The sequence below is a fragment of the Porphyromonadaceae bacterium W3.11 genome (assembly GCA_030434245.1).
Taxonomy (GTDB): domain Bacteria; phylum Bacteroidota; class Bacteroidia; order Bacteroidales; family Porphyromonadaceae; genus Porphyromonas_A.
This window is the reverse complement of sequence record JAUISX010000005.1, coordinates 32,998-52,287: the sequence shown is the minus strand read 5'-3', so window position 1 is coordinate 52,287 and position 19,290 is coordinate 32,998. Positions and strand designations below refer to the sequence as shown.

19 protein-coding genes and 2 tRNA genes are annotated in these 19,290 nt (G+C 40.1%); 6 read left to right on the top strand and 15 right to left on the bottom strand.

All coding sequences use genetic code 11. The features are described from left to right. Positions 1–99: 99 nt before the first annotated feature. The 15 genes from rpmF to mscL all read right to left on the bottom strand — a co-directional run bounded on the left by rpmF (position 100) and on the right by mscL (position 13,725). Positions 100–279 carry a 50S ribosomal protein L32 gene (rpmF, locus tag QYZ87_08645; GenBank protein MDN4754585.1) on the bottom strand — a complete coding sequence of 60 codons (180 nt, stop codon included), beginning with the start codon at positions 277–279 and terminating at the stop codon, positions 100–102. 21 nt (positions 280–300) lie between these two features. After that, positions 301–840, bottom strand: coding sequence for a DUF177 domain-containing protein (locus QYZ87_08640; GenBank protein MDN4754584.1), 540 nt, complete (start codon positions 838–840; stop codon positions 301–303). 102 nt (positions 841–942) lie between these two features. Beyond that, on the bottom strand, positions 943–1,599 hold the full coding sequence (locus QYZ87_08635) for a DsbA family protein (GenBank protein ID MDN4754583.1): 657 nt from the start codon (positions 1,597–1,599) through the stop codon (positions 943–945). After that, positions 1,599–2,258, bottom strand: coding sequence for a DedA family protein (locus tag QYZ87_08630; GenBank protein ID MDN4754582.1), 660 nt, complete (start codon positions 2,256–2,258; stop codon positions 1,599–1,601). Before QYZ87_08630 ends, QYZ87_08635 begins: the two co-directional genes overlap by 1 nt. 247 nt (positions 2,259–2,505) lie before the next feature. Further along, entirely contained in the window at positions 2,506–4,377 is a 1,872-nt protein-coding gene (locus tag QYZ87_08625) for a nucleoside-diphosphate sugar epimerase/dehydratase (protein ID MDN4754581.1), read from the bottom strand. 452 nt (positions 4,378–4,829) lie between these two features. Next, positions 4,830–5,618 carry an ABC transporter permease gene (locus QYZ87_08620; protein MDN4754580.1) on the bottom strand — a complete coding sequence of 263 codons (789 nt, stop codon included), beginning with the start codon at positions 5,616–5,618 and terminating at the stop codon, positions 4,830–4,832. A 9-nt stretch (positions 5,619–5,627) separates the two neighbouring features. Then, positions 5,628–6,266 carry an ABC transporter ATP-binding protein gene (locus tag QYZ87_08615; GenBank protein MDN4754579.1) on the bottom strand — a complete coding sequence of 213 codons (639 nt, stop codon included), beginning with the start codon at positions 6,264–6,266 and terminating at the stop codon, positions 5,628–5,630. Between the two features lie 14 nt (positions 6,267–6,280). Further along, complete coding sequence (locus tag QYZ87_08610) at positions 6,281–7,870, bottom strand: YifB family Mg chelatase-like AAA ATPase (protein ID MDN4754578.1); 1,590 nt, start codon at positions 7,868–7,870, stop codon at positions 6,281–6,283. A 35-nt stretch (positions 7,871–7,905) separates the two neighbouring features. After that, a complete protein-coding gene (locus QYZ87_08605; protein ID MDN4754577.1) occupies positions 7,906–8,949 on the bottom strand; it encodes a hypothetical protein in 1,044 nt (347 codons plus the stop codon). Next, positions 8,936–11,098 carry a tetratricopeptide repeat protein gene (locus QYZ87_08600; GenBank protein MDN4754576.1) on the bottom strand — a complete coding sequence of 721 codons (2,163 nt, stop codon included), beginning with the start codon at positions 11,096–11,098 and terminating at the stop codon, positions 8,936–8,938. The genes QYZ87_08605 and QYZ87_08600 overlap by 14 nt, the downstream gene beginning before the upstream one ends. 25 nt (positions 11,099–11,123) lie before the next feature. Beyond that, positions 11,124–11,366 carry an Imm17 family immunity protein gene (locus QYZ87_08595; protein ID MDN4754575.1) on the bottom strand — a complete coding sequence of 81 codons (243 nt, stop codon included), beginning with the start codon at positions 11,364–11,366 and terminating at the stop codon, positions 11,124–11,126. Positions 11,367–11,369: 3 nt separating this feature from the next. Next, on the bottom strand, positions 11,370–11,828 hold the full coding sequence (gene tsaE / locus QYZ87_08590) for a tRNA (adenosine(37)-N6)-threonylcarbamoyltransferase complex ATPase subunit type 1 TsaE (protein ID MDN4754574.1): 459 nt from the start codon (positions 11,826–11,828) through the stop codon (positions 11,370–11,372). Between the two features lie 266 nt (positions 11,829–12,094). After that, complete coding sequence (locus QYZ87_08585; protein MDN4754573.1) at positions 12,095–12,763, bottom strand: OmpA family protein; 669 nt, start codon at positions 12,761–12,763, stop codon at positions 12,095–12,097. A 37-nt stretch (positions 12,764–12,800) separates the two neighbouring features. Next, on the bottom strand, positions 12,801–13,127 hold the full coding sequence (locus QYZ87_08580; protein ID MDN4754572.1) for a hypothetical protein: 327 nt from the start codon (positions 13,125–13,127) through the stop codon (positions 12,801–12,803). A 175-nt stretch (positions 13,128–13,302) separates the two neighbouring features. Further along, on the bottom strand, positions 13,303–13,725 hold the full coding sequence (gene mscL / locus QYZ87_08575) for a large-conductance mechanosensitive channel protein MscL (protein MDN4754571.1): 423 nt from the start codon (positions 13,723–13,725) through the stop codon (positions 13,303–13,305). Between the two features lie 707 nt (positions 13,726–14,432). On the opposite strand from mscL, the gene rpsO reads away from it, so the two are divergent. From rpsO to rpe, 6 genes are all read left to right on the top strand, one after another. Beyond that, positions 14,433–14,702 carry a 30S ribosomal protein S15 gene (rpsO, locus tag QYZ87_08570; protein MDN4754570.1) on the top strand — a complete coding sequence of 90 codons (270 nt, stop codon included), beginning with the start codon at positions 14,433–14,435 and terminating at the stop codon, positions 14,700–14,702. A 101-nt stretch (positions 14,703–14,803) separates the two neighbouring features. After that, positions 14,804–14,875, top strand: a tRNA-Glu gene (locus QYZ87_08565). Between the two features lie 43 nt (positions 14,876–14,918). Continuing rightward, complete coding sequence (gene rpsT / locus QYZ87_08560) at positions 14,919–15,182, top strand: 30S ribosomal protein S20 (GenBank protein ID MDN4754569.1); 264 nt, start codon at positions 14,919–14,921, stop codon at positions 15,180–15,182. A gap of 47 nt (positions 15,183–15,229) precedes the next feature. Next, positions 15,230–15,301, top strand: a tRNA-Glu gene (locus tag QYZ87_08555). Positions 15,302–16,360: 1,059 nt separating this feature from the next. Beyond that, positions 16,361–18,598, top strand: coding sequence for a RelA/SpoT family protein (locus QYZ87_08550; GenBank protein ID MDN4754568.1), 2,238 nt, complete (start codon positions 16,361–16,363; stop codon positions 18,596–18,598). Between the two features lie 37 nt (positions 18,599–18,635). Next, positions 18,636–19,289 carry a ribulose-phosphate 3-epimerase gene (gene rpe / locus QYZ87_08545; protein MDN4754567.1) on the top strand — a complete coding sequence of 218 codons (654 nt, stop codon included), beginning with the start codon at positions 18,636–18,638 and terminating at the stop codon, positions 19,287–19,289. Position 19,290: the final 1 nt, after the last annotated feature.

Here is a 19,290-nt window from a genome sequence, read left to right as displayed (position 1 = left end):
CCGTACACACTTTTGGGGACACTACCCCCAAATAAAAAAACAAAGGGTAATGTAATCCGATGGTTACATTACCCTTTGCTTATTAGGATTATCAATCAATTAGATATCCATCTCGATAGCGATCTGACCGCGATAGTAGCCACACTCTGAGCATACAGTATGATACACATGCCATGCACCACAATTTGGACAGCGTGTCAGCGTAGGAGCTGTAAGTACATCATGAGTACGACGAGATCTTTTTCTTGTCTTTGACTGACGTTTTTTAGGAGTTGCCATAATCTTCTGTTGTTATATATTTTAGTTATTATTATTCTTATCCATCTTGTCTTTTAGAGATTGCCAAATAGGATCAACATTGTCATCATCCTCAGGCTGTGTCTCCTCTGGTAATTCATTCACTAGATATTTCACAAATTCAGGATCACAATCTTCTATATCATGCGTCCGCTGGATTGGTAAGTGCAGTGCCAGGAGCTCATAAAAAATCCAACTGAAATCATATACAGGATCTTGTGCATCAAGTATAATTTGTTCATCATTCTCATCATCAAGGTGGTCACCTAGGATTAACTCAAGCCCTTCGTCAACATGCATAGGCAATGACAAAGGCTGAAGACACCTATCGCATTCTACCACCACCTCACCATCGTAAACCAAATTTAATTGGTAACGTTGATCAGTAAGCGGCTCAATTGTTAGCTCCAAGGTAACATCAGCATCTAATAAAATGCTATCCTCTATGCCATCTATAAACGCTTTGTCAAGTTCGTAATGAATCGTCTCAGTCGCTACAGGTGGATGAGTAAAGTCTAATGTATATTTATTTTTCAAACCCATAGGGCATAATAAAACTTTGCAAAGTTACACAAAAAAGTTGTAAAGAAGTAGCATTCCTCAGTCATTGTATAAGTAGAAAGGTGATAACTACTTCGTATGTTGTCATTGAATCTCTTTCATCGTTTGATGAAGGGCTTCAGTAATTATTTGTTCTTTAAGCAGGCCTTCATTTATGAAAGAGCCATTAAAATAAATCGTAGGGACATAATTATACGCATATTTCAGAGCATCCTCTTGATCCTTATTGACCTCATCTAAAAATAGATCACTAGAAAGCACTTCATCAACCTCTGATTTACTTAGCCCTACCTCCACGGCTTTTTCTCTTAGGTATCTCAACTGGCTCATATCGATGGCTTCCTCAAAATAACCTTCACCAAAAGCTAATGCTAGATCAAGGGCCTTACTTTTACTATTAGCTAACTTTAGCAGCCTTGCTGCATTAACAGAATTATGAGAAAAAGCATTTGCCAAATTATAATGAAGACTATATCTATTAGCTAATTCTTTTAAGATAGATTCTTTCTTCTCCAATGTACGCTTGACATCAAAATCACTAATAGTGTCTTTGAATTCATTCCACGTCCTACTTTCTCCAACCTTCCAATCTGCATGGAGCAAGCAACTACGCCATCTGAATTCAACTAAATCTTGATACTCAAATGAAGATAGAGCTCTTCGTAAAGCGTGTTCACCAAGATAACAAAACGGGCAAGTTATATCGCCCCAAAAGTCTATGACAATCTTACGTGCAGACATTACTTAATATTATCATCAACAACCTTCACTTTGGGTCTGCGAAGAGCACGAACAGTCATATAAATCAAGACTATAGACACAATACCTAAGATGGCATAGCCAATAGGTTTACTATAATGATATACATAACTCATCAGTTCGTCTCGAGGAACCACACTCTCGGCATACCAACCAATTGCGGCCAAAACAATATTCCATACACCAGCACCTAGTGCAGTAAATATTATAAATGTGCTTAACTTCATCTTAGACAATCCAGCGGGAATGGATATTAACTGACGTATTCCAGGCACCAAACGCCCTATGAGAGTTGAGACCTTACCATGCTCTACAAAATACTGCTCTGCTTTTACCAAGCCGTCCTCGGATAGTAACAAAAACCCCCCTATCCTACTTCTTGCAAAACGATGAACAATGGGGCGACCTAAAGCGTAGGCTAAACCATAATTAATTAAGGCTCCACATATCGCTCCTAGGGTCCCAAAAAGGACTACTAGATAAAAGTTAAGCTCTCCTGTAGATGCGGCCATATATGCTGCAGGAGGAATAACAATCTCTGAGGGGAATGGGATAAAAGAACTCTCAATCATCATCAATAAAGCAATCGTGAGATAATTAAGATTTTCTAAACACCATTCGATAAACGGGACACCTTCCATATTTCTTCCTAACAATAATCTAAAACAAAGTCACGACACAAAAATACCCATTTCTAAGCTCTATCCCAAAGACATCTAATCGTATTTCAAAAATCATCAGCCTCTCCCCTACTATAAGCATCTACCCTCATTAAACACTATAGAAAAGGTGAACTCCGAAGGATAACATTGATCAACATTAAAAACCTCGTGAAAATTAATACAAGATATTACTACCCGATTCAAGCTCCCTTAAAGTACATACATATTACTTATCCAGTTCAGAGTACATAGAATTGGCACTCTTATACTCAGGAACAAGTACTTTAAGGAGTTGAACAGATTCTCTTAGTTTAATCTGACGTGCTAAATTCTCTAGATCATTATAAATGGGAGCTACTTCAGCATAATCAACAGGACGGACATGTGCAATCATCACCTTATCGATCTCTGTTTTATATGTATTTTCACCATTTGCTAAGACCTCTTCATAGAGTTTTTCACCAGGACGAAGCCCCGTAAATTTGATTTGAATATCTTTATCTGGCTCCAACCCAGACAATCGTATCATGTTACGAGCTAAATCAACAATTTTATGCTCTTCACCCATATCGAAGACGTAGATCTGAGCCTCTTTTGCTAGTGAACTCGCCTCCAAAATAAGGCTACACGCCTCGGGAATACTCATGAAAAATCTAACAATATCTGGATGTGTAACCGTAACAGGACCACCCTCTGCTATTTGACTACGGAATAAATGAATTACACTACCCTGGCTACCCAACACATTACCAAATCTAGTTGTGATAAATATTGTCTTACCCTCTCTCTGACCAGTCTCAATAGCCTTATCTAAGCTTTGAACATACATCTCAGCTGCTCTCTTACATGCACCCATAACATTTGTAGGATTAACAGCTTTGTCCGTTGAGACCATCACCATTCTCTCCACTCCGTACTCTAAGCAATAATCTGCTATATTCTTGGTTCCTATGATGTTTACCAAGATACTCTCACATGGATTCTCTTCCATCAATGGAACATGCTTGTATGCTGCTGCATGTAATACAATATTAGGACGATGCTTTTCAAAAAGAAAACGAAGTCTAGATCGTATTCGCACATCTCCAATAATAGGTACCAAGTCTAAATCTGGATAATTCTTCTCAAGATATAATCTGATATTGTGAAGCGGAGTCTCAGCGTTGTCATAAAGAATCAACTTTTTAACGCCCAAGGTTGCAACTTGCTTAACCAACTCAGATCCAATACTTCCTGCAGCTCCAGTAACGAGGACCACTTTGTCCTTATACATCTTTATGACATCCTCCTTTCTATGCTCTATCTCATCACGCATCAAGAGGTCTTCAATCTGTACTTTTTGGACACTTTCAGAAGCAATCTTTGTAGCATTACTTTCACTAACTCCAGGCATCAAGTAGGTACTCAATCCGATAGATTCACAATCAAAAATGAAGCTTTCACGTTCTCTTAGAAAGTCCTGCTTTGCAGGAAAAATTATCCCTTGCAATGCTCTAAGACGAGCAACATGCACCAAGTCACTAAGAGTTCTTACATGATATATTGGTTTACCATCAATCTGATAATCCGTACGTCCCTCTTCTTTTGTACAATACCCTAATACAATATACTCATTGCTATCTTCAAGCAGTTTTGCAGCCGCTACACTGCTATCTCTCACATCAAAAATCAGAACTCTTTTCTTCTGTTTTTCGATAGGTTCACGTCCATTCTTGATCCATCTGGCAACTACAATTAAGAAGGCACGTGCTAAGACAAACAGAAAAAAGAAAATGGTCAAAAATAAAACACCAAAAAGCAACAATGCTTTATAATCTAAAGGAACACCAAGCACATTCGTAAGAATAATCACGGCTAAAATGATGGTCGCCGTATTAGCCAACACAAAGAAAACAATCGCTCTACTAATGTACATTGACGAGAAGCGAAAAATCTGCTTATGTGTATTGAAAAGAGCACTATATAACAACGTACTTAAAACAATGAGTATAATCATACCTACACTCATTGGATAATTTATAGCTCCACTAAGATTCAAAAAATAATTGGTTAATAATTCTGAGACTATAGCACTGAAAATCGCTATAAGTATATCCATTAAAAGAATTATTTTTCTATTCAGATAGCCTCTTTGATATATCACAAAAAGACGATCGAAGACCCTTTCTTTAATTCTTACCATTTTATCATCAAATATTTTAATATCCAACTAAATCAAGCAATTCATAAATAATAAGAAGAAGAATTGCCTGATAATCCTATAAAATCGAATAAAATTATGCATAAAAGAAGAGTGTATGATAATAAATATTCAACCAATAGAAATTTTATTTTTGCTCGACTAAGATACTCATTTTTCTAGAATATCGGTATGCAGGCCCCCAAAAAAGAGTATCCTTAACAAAGATTTGATATAATCAAAGGTATTTTACAAGACAGCTATAAAACACAGCAAAACGTCTTTATATATGTATTTTAATAGTATCAGACTATTCATTAGAATAAAACAAAACCCAAACAGTCTTAAAACTAATATACGTCTTAAAAACCTTACTTAATACGCTTATTAAAGTCAGCTTTCACACATCCATACTCATTCAAAACTGATTTCACAGACCATCTCATACAGAGAAATAACGAAATCAATGAGCTAGATGCAATTATGACCATAATCATTATCTGATAACGAATAGCAACTCCGGGAGGGCTACCTCCCAATATTTGTCCTATAAGTGTCCCTGGTAAAGAAATCAACCCCATCACGGCCATCGACGCGATCGTTGGATTAGATGCTTTAATAAGAGCTTTTTGGAAAAAAGGCTTAAGGGCCTCTTCTATTTTAGCACCATTGCACAATAGATAGTGATAATACTGGGATCCATTGAACAAACCGTCATACAGTGCATTTAATCCAACCACATTGGTTGAAAGGATATTCCCCAATAAAATACCGCATATAGGTATAAAATATCTACTCTCAAATAGATACTCTATCTGAAGGACACCCTTGAGGAAGTACACTGCAATAATAACCAGCGCAAAAAGGATAGATAAGTAAATGGGAATAAATAGTCGCCAGACCGGTAAATCAACCCTCTTTAATAAGGTAAAAGCACAGACAAAAGTCATGATTAATAGCCAAGCAATATTTACCCAAGTGTTATTCCACTCAAAAAGGTATTTCAAATATACCCCAACGAGGAACAACTGTAACACCATCCTTACTACAGAAACCAATAAAGCCCTTACGAGCCCCGTTTGATAATAATAAAGAATAACAGCAGGCACTAAGACTAACAATAAGCCTATAAGCAACTGAACAAACGAGATTTCTACCATACCTAACCACTACTTATCTAACAATATAATACGATCCATCGAAGCGGCAAATTTTTCATCATGAGTCACTGATAAAATCGTTGTATCCCCCAAAGAGCTTAGTAGTCCACTTAATCGCACAATATTACGGCTATCTAAAGCCGATGTAGGCTCATCTAAAAGAAGAATTTTACGCTCTAACATTAATGCAGAAATAATTAGCAATCGCTGCTTTTCCCCTCCTGAAAGTGATGTTATGGACTTCTCTAGAATAGACGCTTCCAAATTCAATTGCTCTAAAAATTGAAGGCACTGACTGCTATCGAATTTTGCACCTCTATTGACGGCTAAGTCATATGGTGCTCTTAACATTTCACGTACTGTCGAATACGGTAACTGAACATTCTGGGGAACCCATGAAACAGTTTCACGAATCAGCTGGATATTCTCTGGTATAACTGCGACCCCATTTACCATAATTTCTCCTGACATCGGAATAGAGAGTCCTATAAGGCTATTCATTAAGGTACTCTTTCCAATACCAGAAGGCCCCATTATACTGACATGTTCTCCTCGACGAATTAGTGCTGAAAAATGTTCTATAACTTTCTTCTCTCCGAATGAAAAGCCAACGTCACAGAAAGATATTTGCCCTTGGTTATCGCTCATAATAGACTTCTAAATTATAATGAACGCTCTCCCCAAGTGCTTCGGTCAAGTTTACGATAGTTTACCGCCTCAGAGATATGTGAAGTGAGTATCTCTTCACTACCAGCAAGGTCAGCAATCGTACGAGAGACTTTTAAGATTCGATCATAAGCACGAGCGGACAGCTTAAAGCGATCCATAGCCAAGCGGATTCGCTTTAATCCTTCAGCACCTACATGTACATATTCCTGCATTAACTTGGGAGTCATCTGCGAATTGCTATGAATACCAGGCAGGTCCTTAAATCTCTGGCGTTGTATCTCTCTGGCTTTCATGACTCGCTCTCTAATAGCAGCACTGGACTCACCTGGAGCCTTATCAGAGAGGGATTCAAATGGGACTGGAGCAATCTCCACCTGTATGTCTATTCGGTCTAGCAATGGTCCAGAGACACGATTCAGATAATTCTGAATAATATGAGAGGGACACTGACACCGAGTATGATCTGGATCATTATAATAGCCACATGGACAGGGATTCATAGAAGCGACCAACATAAATGAGGCTGGGAACTCTACCGTCTGCCTAGCCCTAGATATTGTGATCATCCTATCCTCTAGCGGCTGCCTTAAGACCTCAAGCACATTCCTAGCAAACTCAGGCAGTTCGTCTAAAAATAACACCCCGTTATGAGCCAGAGATATCTCTCCTGGCTTAGGATATGATCCACCCCCGACGAGAGCCACATGTGAAGTACTATGATGTGGTGAACGATAAGGACGATGTCGTATCAATGCTGTATCCACAGGAAGTGTACCAGCTACAGAATGTATCATAGTGGTTTCAAGAGCCTCTTCTTTGGAGAGAGGCGGTAGAATAGTTGGCACCCTCTTAGCCATCATAGACTTGCCGCTACCAGGAGGACCGATCATGATGATATTATGCATACCAGCGGCAGCCACTTCCATAGCTCTCTTGACAGACTCCTGCCCTTTGACTTCCGCAAAATCCACTCTATCCAATAGAGTATCTACAGCGTCCTCTTCTTCCGAATATGAATATTTCTGCAAGGCGGTCTCATTTCCCTTGAGATACTCCACCACGTTAATTAATGTATCCGCTCCCAATACCGATATTCCCTCTACCACCGCGGCCTCTCGAGCATTACTTTTAGGCACAATAATGGTATCAAAGCCTTCCTTGAGAGCTGTCAAGGTCATAGGTAGCACACCATGAATAGGACGAATCTGACCATCTAATGCCAATTCGCCCATAATCATTGTTGACCTAAGCTTTTCACATGGCAGGTCTTCACTTAAGGTCAATAATGCGATAGCAAGTGGTAGGTCATAGGCAGCTCCTTCTTTCTTTAGGTCAGCTGGAGCCATATTAATGATGTATCTCTTTAGTTTGTACTGCATCCCACTTTCTGCCATCGCAGCCTGAATACGCTGATGACTCTCTTTCACAGCAGTATCTGGCAATCCGACCAATAGGAAACGAGTCCCATTACTCATTTGGGCTTCTATAGTTACTTTAATGGCTTGAATACCATTAACCGCGGCTCCATACACTTTCACCAAACGACTACCGCCATCTGATTCATTCAAAAATTCTATCTCCATTACCTTACAACTACCTATAGACAGACTTACCCATCTCACTTATTACTTACACGTGATCTCTCATCGTAAGACTTCATAAAGTTTACTAAGCTATCTGGTGTATTCCAGCGCCTCCATATCTGCATCGTACTATCGACCAACATATATATGGGTGGCATAGAAAAATGATATGCATCTATAAAGTTACTAGCATCACCTATAGAATCAAGCATAAAATACCGCCATGTCCCGTTATCTACTACGCTCCATCCTTTTGGTAAAGAATCAACAAAAGGTAAAACACTTAAACTAGGTAACCCGAGACTATCTAATGTGGAGTAATACTTTTTAGCTCTCGCTAAATGAGTGCTATCCGCAGTACTAATATCCATTAATGCGACAGCCATTAAAGGCTTTTTATCCATTTTCTTTTTTAAATCAATAGAGCTCTCCTTACCACTTATCCTCACATAATTAGGAAATTCATAACGTGGCTGATAACCCATCAGAGATCCCTCAGCCCCTATTATTCGAGCATAATCCATTGATATTCGGAGAGTCATGTCTTCTATTCTACTAAGCTCTGTCACACATGTTGTTTGTGGAAATCTACGGATTAAGTCTCTCACAAATAATAGGGTTACAGGTTCTCTATTCTGCTCCTGTAAGAATGAAAGCATATCCTCAGAGATATCTAACTGACAACTATCTAAGAGGGTATAATAACGATGAATCTGCTCTTGATACTTAATCCCTTTCATATACAGGCTATCCCCATCATATTTCACACTTATATCATCTAGCTGATGAGGGAAAAGCGGAATCAGGAGTTCATCACTACCACTCCTAAGGAGAAATAAATCTATCGTATCTCTATCCACTCTCCGAGAGAACCTCATACGTCCCTTCTTATTAGCCAATAGTGTATCTATCACCATATCATTAGCTCCATAAGTCATGATGTACATTTCTCTAGAGCTGTCAGCAGGCTGAAGCCAATCGATCTCTATCAATTGCCCCTCGGCACTCTTCTGTCTCTTACAGCCCATCATCAATGCTGCTAATAGTAGCAACACGACCAATAAATCAACCCTCTTCATGTATATCAATTAGATTAAGTACCACATCCAGTAATAAAGCTTGCTCCCATGGCTCATATCCATAAGGGGTCAAAAGGTTCAGACGCTCCTCTAAGTCACCACCGATAGCACCGCTACTCATCCATTTTCTTAAGATCTCGATACCTTTAGACTTGTTCCCAACAGCTAACTCAGTAATGCCTCTCATCATCAACTTTTCTCCACTCATAGTGTCATCAGACCCAATGAGAGGAAGAGCTTCTTCGGCCCGATTTAATTTTAGCAATATGATGGTTAGAAAGAGGACCACCTTCTCTGAAGCTCCGTCAGCAAGGAAGTTTGCCTTAAACGCAGCTTGCAACGCATCCTCATATCGCTCCATTTGATATAGTAGCTTAGCCCTTTCATAAGAGAGAACGCCCTCTTCCTCGGGCAGCTCTGATTCACCCTGCTCCAGCCACTTCACAGCATCCTCACGACGACCTAAGCGGGTCAAAAGCTCCGCTATCTTACGAGTCGTGATAGATGTCTTTCCTTCAAGCTCTACTGCCTGCTGCAGCTGCTCTAAGGCTTTCTCATCTTTTCCACGCATCATATTAGCAACTGCCATCCCACGCCAAACCTCAGCCGATGCCGTCATATAATCACAAACCATCCGCTCATACGTCCAGCCAGCCATCTCATACTGCTGATATCTGACCAATAAATTAGCAACGTCATACAAATCATTTTCCCTAATTATCCCCTTTCTTTGTAGGAAGGCACCATCAAGGACATAAGGGGAGTTTTTAAAAGGGTTCTTCATCCCTCTTGCATGGGTTGACAACTGATAAAAACGATAGGCTCCAAATACAAAGTCCTCCACCACGTCCGCTATCCCTCTCTCAGAGGGAGTCACATCTGGCACGGGCATACCCTGCATCTGCATCATAATCGTCTCCTCCACATTGCTCCACGCATTCACAAAAGCATAGGAGTACATATCAGATGAGATAATCTGCCTACCTTGGAATAAAATTGGGGCAAGCCTATCCAGAGCCTCAGCATTATCAGGATCAATCCCGGGAAATCTCGCATCATAGGGCATAAACCAATGACTCACCTTATTGAAGAATGGGAAGGTCTTCAATTCAGTCACCATATGATATACCACATCTTGATTGGGATCTCTCATGATGGAGAACTTATCCCCAGTGCTTTCCATCATCAGCCGTTCTACCTCCTCCATCTTATCGGGGTCCATCTCCTGTAGCTTATCCAAACGATCCTGAAGGTTATTACCCATGACCTGCTGCAACTTATCAGAGATGCTACTTAATTCAGGTAAAATTTTCTCTTTGAAGATCCGATGGTTCTCAGTAGTCTTATATGATGTAAAAATCACCTTTAGGACAGATGGGAGCTCTGTTTGGATGTCATTCTGCTCAAATAGATCTAATACCTCGCTATTAAAATCACTATGGAGTGCAACCAATTCATCCTGATGTCTCCTACCTATTATAATAAGAGCCGCTAAGGCAGTACCTCTCACCTCAACTGAGTGACTTCCTCTAAGGCACTCCTTAATAGCCTTCAGCTTTTCAAGGTCGAAGTACTCCATAGCACCAAGGAATAGAGCCGCTATGATCGTACGAGATGAGAGCTCATCTTCACTCTCCTCAATGTAATTAATAATACACCCGCACTCTTCAGAGCTAAGTTCTAGCTTGGTCCAGATCAAGTCAAATACGAGATCCAGAGTGTCAAAGAAATGACTACTATACATATCACTTGCCTTCAGCTCCCCTATCTTTTCAAGCAAAAGACCATCCATCTGTTCTTCAAACAGCTCCCCTATAGGGCGAATGGTAGAAGCACGCTTCTCATACGGACGTTCTTCCATCTCTATATGCTCTGTATTCCTACGAATCCAGGTCATCAGTTTACGTCCGATATCATTCAAGATCGCTCTTCTCTGAGGATCTTCACTCCCATTCACATAATACTGACACAAATACTGATGAGTATTCCGAAGGGTCTCAATCTCGCTAGGAGAGTTAATAGGCAGCGATCTAAGATCCCTAAGGACAGAACCATACTGCCCGTTCAATACTGAGCGAACATGCCAACGAACGCGCTCGGGATAAAGATCTTCCAACTTATACTCACTATCACTATATGCTCTATTCATCACATCTCTTACAAAAAAAACATTATCATACCTCCTCCATTAACCCTCTGGGATCCATCCATATCATTAAAGCTGCCCCTAAGAGTAAGACCCCTAAAATAAAATACAACACCCTAGCCCATTTCCGCCCCATACTTTGTACTAAGTATCGATTACTTTGACCACCGAAGAACCAATTGCTACCCTTGATGCTAACATAAAGTGATAGCACACCAGGAAAGACGAACATGAGCAACGTGGCTATACGTATAAATAACTGAATGGACATGTATTATCTAATATCATATATAAATGAAGCATCTGCACCTAATAATGTGATCTGACGCTCGTCATCTCCTAGAGGATCTATACGAATACAAAAGGCCTCTTCTGGCAAAAGCCTATCCAAGACACCAGGCCACTCTACAAAACAATAATCTCCGCTATTGAGATACTCTCCCACCCCTATGTTAACTCCATCTCTTTCGGACTCCAAGCGATATGCATCTATATGGTATAGCCGCTCATCTTGCTGATTGTGATACTCATTCACTATCGCAAAGGTAGGGCTACTAGCGACCTCCTCTACTCCAAGCAAATCGCACAATTCCTTGATTAGTGTAGTCTTACCTGCACCCATAGGAGCGTCGAAGAGCCAAACATGCTCTCCATTACTTTTCTCCAAAAGCCATTGAGCTGCCTCATTAAGCTCTTCTATCTTATATTGTATGGAATTATCCTTTATCTTCATAAAATGTATTCGTTTATTTATATCCTCTTTCAAACAAAAATACTCATTATTCGCAGCTTCTACAAGACATAGCGAACTAAAGTACGAACCAACCCCATTGGCAAAAGCACTGTAGTAGTTAAGTATCAAGCAATGCCCTATTTATATCACCCCTCCTCATACGATCAACCTATCTCAATACTACTAACCCTACTCTATATAAAACACAATGACACCCCGACTATGAGTCAGGGTGTCACTGTGTTTAAATATATAATGGTCTAGGATTACTTACCAGCTTTCGCAGCAGCTTCCTTGATCATCTTCTCACTAGGTAGGATAAAGATCTCTACACGACGGTTCTTAGCACGGTTAGTAGGAGTACTATTATCTACGATTGGCTCATCAGGACCAACGCCTAGCGGAATCATTCTACCAGCAGCTACGCTATGTGCTCTAAGAAAATTCATCACACTCTCAGCACGCTTTTCAGATAGTTGCATGTTGTACTCGTATTTACCAGTACTATCGGTATGGCCTACGATTCTGATTTCGGTATCAGGATTAGCGTTCATGTTTTCAGCAAAACGGACTAAAGCCTCTCTTGATTCAGAGCTTAGAGTACTTGAGCTACTTGAGAATAGGATACCACTATCAAAGGTCACCTTGATAGCTTCACCATTATTCACAGTCTCAACCTCTGCTTCTGGAAGTTGCTGCTCCAGTTCTTTCGCTTGCTTATCCATATGATTACCAATTATGCCACCAGTAGCACCACCTATGATACCACCAATAGCAGCACCTGCAGCAGTATTTCCAGCAGTCTTACCAATCACTGAGCCAATAACGGTACCAGCACCAGCACCAATGCCAGCACCCTTTACCATATTATTTGCACCACAACCACCTAATATTAATCCCAGCCCAACAGCTGATATACCTAGTATTTTCTTCATATTTTCCATGTTCTTTTCCAATTTATATTAATAATTATTATTCTTTGTCTTCGTCTTCAAATAGATGATCGACGAAGTCCTCTTCCATTTCTATCAAACTGATTAAAGTCTCAATGTCCACATCCAAAGACTTTTCATCAGAGGCAATCATCTCCGTAACATATCGGTACAATTCATCCGAATCGACATCAAAGTCCTCCTCATCTTCATCAAGATCCAATATATCTAGATACTCATCCCACAATGTCAGCAGATACGAGATATCTTCATCACTTAGCGAGTCAATCTCTGCGTTACGATCCGAGGTGCTGCGAATGTACTTTACCAGCTCCTCATCGTATTTATCTACATCAAATTCTTTCATAATTATATTCTCTTTTTATTATACTTAGTGAGAAAGTCATCACTTACTGAACAAATATACTGAATTCGGCAACCTTACCATACTTATTGTGTACATAAAACCACAATAAAACTTAAAAATGGAATAAAGCCACTCCTCTACTTGGTCTTAAGTGCAAACAATCAATAGAGCCTTATTATTGTTGCTTCCTCAGCAAGTCTCTAATCTCCTCTAATAACACCACATCCTCTGGTTTTGGAGCAGGAGCAGCAGGAGCCTCCTCTTTTTTACGCTTAAGCTTATTCATTCCCTTAATCACCATGAATATAGCAAATGCGATAATGATAAAGTCTATAACGGTCTGGATAAATTGACCATAATAGATAGCAGCTTCAGGCTGAATCACCTCTCCTGAAGACTCTACGATAGCCTCGTTCAAGACCACCTTAAGCTCAGAGAAGTTCATGCCGCCAACCAATTTTCCTATCGGTGGCATGATGATATCATTCACTAATGAAGTGACGATCTTACCAAAGGCACCACCAATTACTACGCCAACTGCCATATCCACGACATTCCCCCTCATGGCGAACTCCTTAAACTCTTTCATCATTCCCATAACATTATTATCTCTTTTAATAGTTATTAATTCATTTTATCTCTATAACACTATCAAATATACACCAAAAATCCATCTTCACACAAATAGGTATTCCTCTCACCAGAGTAAAACGCTACAACAAGAAGTCACATCATATATTTTAGTTATATAAAACAAACACGTTTCCTATAGAGAATAAAAATTTTTCATATGAGAAGAATATCGATGAGACATAGGATAAATTCTCTAACTCATGAGCAACTTTAGAAACATCATCTTTAATTAAAACGTATCTCTTATATATACATTATTAATATATCGAGAGTTCATACAATATGAAAACACGAAGTTTCATGCTTGCATACATCTAGGCAAAGTCTATAACAACCATTAATTATCTAATGTATCGATATACTCCGGACAATCCAAAAAACAGATCGTCCGCTATACTCGGATCCTCTATTTTCTAACATATTCATTGGACAGTTTATCACCCTCAAATATCTACATCATTAGCCCACTCTTAAGACCCCTACATATAATAGGTGTGATTACGAAGCCTAATGACCCGCATGTTCAAAGAGAGTTAAGAGAAAAAATAATTTGTCAAATACAAAAATTGTGGTATCTTTGCGACTACAAATGACCTTGCACGCTCATGTGCTTGAGCTACAAGACCATTTGTTATTTTTATTAGTAAACAATAATTTTTCAAAGAAAGAATCATGTACTTAGATTCAGAAAAGAAGAAAGAGATCTTTGAGAAGTACGGAAAGTCTAACACTGATACTGGTTCTGCAGAGAGTCAGATTGCATTGTTTTCATACCGTATATCTCACTTGACGGAACACCTAAAGAGCAACCGTAAAGATCATAACACCTCACGTGCTCTTAAGATGCTAGTAGGTAAGCGTCGTCGCTTACTGGACTATCTAATGGAAAAAGATATCGAAAGATATCGTGCGATTATTAAGGAACTTGGTATCCGTCGCTAAAAAAAACATCTACATTTCAGGGTAAGCATTTGGAACTACAAAAATTATTTGTATCTTTGCAATCGCTTAATGAGAGGATTTAAAAATCCTTGCCTGAAGTTGGCCCATTCGTCTATCGGCTAGGACATCAGATTTTCATTCTGGAAAGAGGGGTTCGATTCCCCTATGGGCTACAGTTATAATGATTAAATAATAGTATAGAAGTAATTTATTAATATGGCAAATCATAAGTCCGCACTTAAGAGAGCTAGGCAGAATAAGACTCGTCGTCTTAGAAATCGCTACTATGGCAAGACGATGCGTAACGCTGTCCGTGACTTCCGTGCACTTACAGATGCTACTGAAGCTGAGAATAAGCTGCCAGAAATCTATTCTATGTTAGATAGAATGGCAACTAAGGGACGCATCCACAAAAATAAGGCTGCCAATCTTAAGAGCTCATTAGCAAATCATATCAGCTCACTACGTGCTGAAGCATAAGGAAGTAGACCATCCTATCCTGAAATAAGGATAAGAGATCACATATTGGCCCATTCGTCTATCGGCTAGGACATCAGATTTTCATTCTGGAAAGAGGGGTTCGATTCCCCTATGGGCTACTACTTTAGCATAAGAAAGCACCTTGTCAATTCATTGGCAGGGTGCTTTTAGATTAGCTAAACTACAGGAGTTATCTTTATGAAATGAGTCCTGTGGCATGAGTGAATAGAACTTTGACATCACAAGCGATAAGACATTGGGACTCTGAAAGGTTTTCTAAATAGGTTGTCGCACCGTCTAAAACACTTTTTACAAAGAAGAAAAATGAATAGATGGTATAAGTATATAATACTATTTTTATGTGGAATTGTTATTTGCACAGCCATTAGCTTAGGCATATTCTACATTATAGCAGAGTTGGGACACCCAAATGACTTTGCATTTAAGGACAAGCTCTACCAATCAATTTTTATAGGAATAGTAGTGTCCTTATTTAATGTATTGAGGAAGGTACTTCTCCACAAGAAAAAATAGTGTTTATAAGTAGTTTGCTTATCCTTGCCTATTTGGGAAAATAAAGGTCTTCGCCCTACTGCCATACCTAAATTGATCAGTCCTCATTATTAACATCTTAATATGTGGTGGGAGTACAGGTATAACCTATAAGGCAAACCTTCTTAGAATCTAAGAAATCGGTAGAGGATTAATATAAATGCACATTTGGAATAACTTAAGAGGGAGAGGAAAATAAATCCACTCCTTCTTTTTCGTATTCATTTTAGTGGAGACACAAAGCCATCACTTTTATCAATCCTAAAACATCTCATTTGCATCAAGAGCATCGGCAGGTGATTCACTAGAAATGACAAACTGTATCGCCTACTTTATTTAGGTAAACTTGGCCTTAAGAAAGTGTGTTCACGATGAAAAATCACTGTCTTGCCTATGACAGAAAGGCTTTATCTTCTACATTTGTACGTTTTTTGCTCCCTCAGCCTTAGCGGCTTATATCTAGTGGACCTTCCAAAGTCTGGCCACATCCGATTATATAGCTGCGAGATTGCCACTTCTTAAAACATGCTTAGCCTTTAGAATAATCAAATAAGAATTAGCGATTTGAAGTTTTTTAGGTAGATTTGTTTTAGTTTAATTCAAGAAGTTTTCGAATCTCGATATATATGGCATCACTAAACGATGGGGAAACGGTGGATTATGATAAGATGGTGCAGAAAGCTTATGACAAGCTTCTGTACGACTATCTTAACTCTAATCACCGTAAGCGAACTGAAGTTATTAATAAGGCGTTTAATCTAGCTCGCTCTGCTCATGAGGGGGCAAAGCGTAAAAGTGGAGAGCCTTACATCCTCCACCCTATAGCCGTTGCTGACATTTGCTGTAATGAAATAGGGTTAGGATCGACATCTATCGCTTCGGCTCTCTTGCATGACGTGGTGGAGGACACCGACTATACCGTTCAGGACATTGAGGATATGTTCGGCGAGTCGATCGCTCGTATCGTCAATGGACTGACTAAGCTTTCTGGCGAAATCTTAGTGGAGGTGGTGGAAAAGAAGGTCAATGCCTCTGCCCAATTGGAGAATATTCGTAGACTATTGCTCACCGCAAATGATGACATTCGGATCATCATTATTAAGATTGCGGATAGGCTTCACAATATGCGTACTCTGGAGAGTATGCCAGAGACGAAACAGGCTAAGATAGCCGCCGAGACGAGACTCTTCTACTCCCCACTGGCAGAGCGTCTGGGGATGTACAAGATTAAAAGCGAGCTTCAAGACTTGTCCCTTAAGTATGATTACCCTCAACAGTATGAGGATATAGTACAAAAGATCCAAGAGAGTAGTATTAAGCGGAGTACGCTTTTCTCTCAATTCTATGATGCCATTAGGGATAATCTCAAGAAGACTGGATTACACTACGAGATACAGCATAGGGTCAAAGGGGTCTATTCTATATGGAATAAGATGCAACAAAAGCAATTATCCTTCAATGAGATATACGACATCTACGCCATTAGAATCATCTTCAAGCCCTCAACTCCTGAAAGTGAGTATAGCGACTGCTTCAAGATCTACAGAGCCATATCATCAAAATTTAGGGTGAAGGATGACCGCACGAGGGATTGGCTCACAACTCCTAAGGAAAATGGCTATCAAGCTCTGCACATCACGGTCATGGGACCTATGGGTGAGTGGGTAGAAGTACAGATCCGCTCGAATAGAATGCACGCTATGGCCGAAAGAGGGCTTGCCGCACACTGGATATATAAGCAAAAGCCTGGTATCGTAGATGATCTGGAGCAAACCATCCTCAATAATGTCAGAGCTTTGATTAGCAACCCTGGTCCTAAGTCCTCGGATGACTATGAGACCATCATGTATAAGTTTGCCAATCAGGATATAATCATCTTTACACAGGAGGGAAAGCAACAACGTATCCCTCAGGACTTTACCGTACTGGATTATGCCTATACGGTGGATAGAAAGATAGGCGATCATTGCTTGGGAGCTAAAGTTAATCACGTCATGGTGGACATTGATCATAATCTTCAGAATGGGGATCAGGTAGAGATACTGACAGCGAGTAAGACTCATCCCAAAGAGGAGTGGCTGAATTATGTGACTAGCCCCCTAGCGAAGAGAGCGATAAAGGATTACTTATCATCCACGAAGTCACAGGACACCCAAAAAGGAAAATTTGAGCTAGAGGCTTTCCTCCATGATCAGGGATATGCTCTTCAGGACCTCATCCCTAGTAAGGGAATGGTGCTTAACTATAGAAGTAGTGACGATTTCTTCCTCGCCATCAACAAACGTGAGGTAATACTGAATAAAAAGTTAATAGAGACTTTACTGAAAGAGAAAGAGCGGGGAGAGGTCAGAGAAGAACGTCAGCTATGGGACTCGGACGAAACAAAAGTGCCAAGCCTGCCTGAAGAGAGAAGAAAGGAGCTATACCTCCTAACCTCAAGGGACGGGAGAAGGAATTATATACGAGCTACATGCTGCAAACCTATATTTGGAGAGGAGGTGGACGGCATCATTAATGAAAAGGCTCAGGTCGTAGTCCACAAGAAGTCATGCCCCACTGCGATGCGTCTTAAGGCCACGCATGGAGACCGATTGGTGCCAATCTCCTGGGGCCCTCATGTGCACTCTAACTTTGGGGTAACGCTGGAGATCGAGGGAGTTAATATGGATGGCTTTGTCTTTAACATCATCACCACCATCAAGGATGCTCGTATCCCTCTGACTGAAATCAGCTTTTCGACAGCTAAGGATAGGGCCATAGGGCGAGTGAAGATAAGGATCCCGAATCTCTCTGAACTTGACTACATCATTAGAAAATTAAGAGATAAAAATGACTTGATCAAGATTCATCAAGTTGTAGAGTAAGCAACCACACAACCTATACACAATAATTATCAGCATAATGGAAAGAAAAAGAATCATATCGCCCTCGGTCCTCTCTGCAGACTTTCTCAATCTAGGGAGAGACATAGAGATGCTCAATCATAGTGACGCAGAGTGGATACACTTAGATATAATGGATGGGAGATTTGTCCCTAATATCTCATTTGGATTACCTATCGTATCTGCGGTGAATAAGGTTACAGATAAGGTCCTTGATGTTCATTTAATGATCGAAGAGCCAGAGAAGTACATCAATGCCTTTCGTGATGCAGGGGCGGATGTGCTCACACTGCACTATGAAGCAACACGCCACTTACACCGTGCGATGCAGCAGGTAAGAGATGCGGGGATGAAGGCTGGAGTGGTCCTCAATCCTCATACCCCTGTAGAGCTCCTTCGTGATATCCTCCCGTATCTGGATATGGTACTGCTCATGTCGGTCAATCCGGGCTTTGGAGGACAGAAGTTTATCCCACAAATCATCAGCAAGACCGAACGACTTCGGAAGATGATTGACGATGGTGGATATGATGTACTTATAGAGGTGGATGGTGGTGTCAACGACGAAACAGCACCTAAGTTATTCGCAGCTGGAGCTGACGTTTTAGTTGCTGGGAGCTATGTCTTCGGTGCCTCTGATCCTAAAGTGGCTATTCAGAACCTATTAAAGTAAA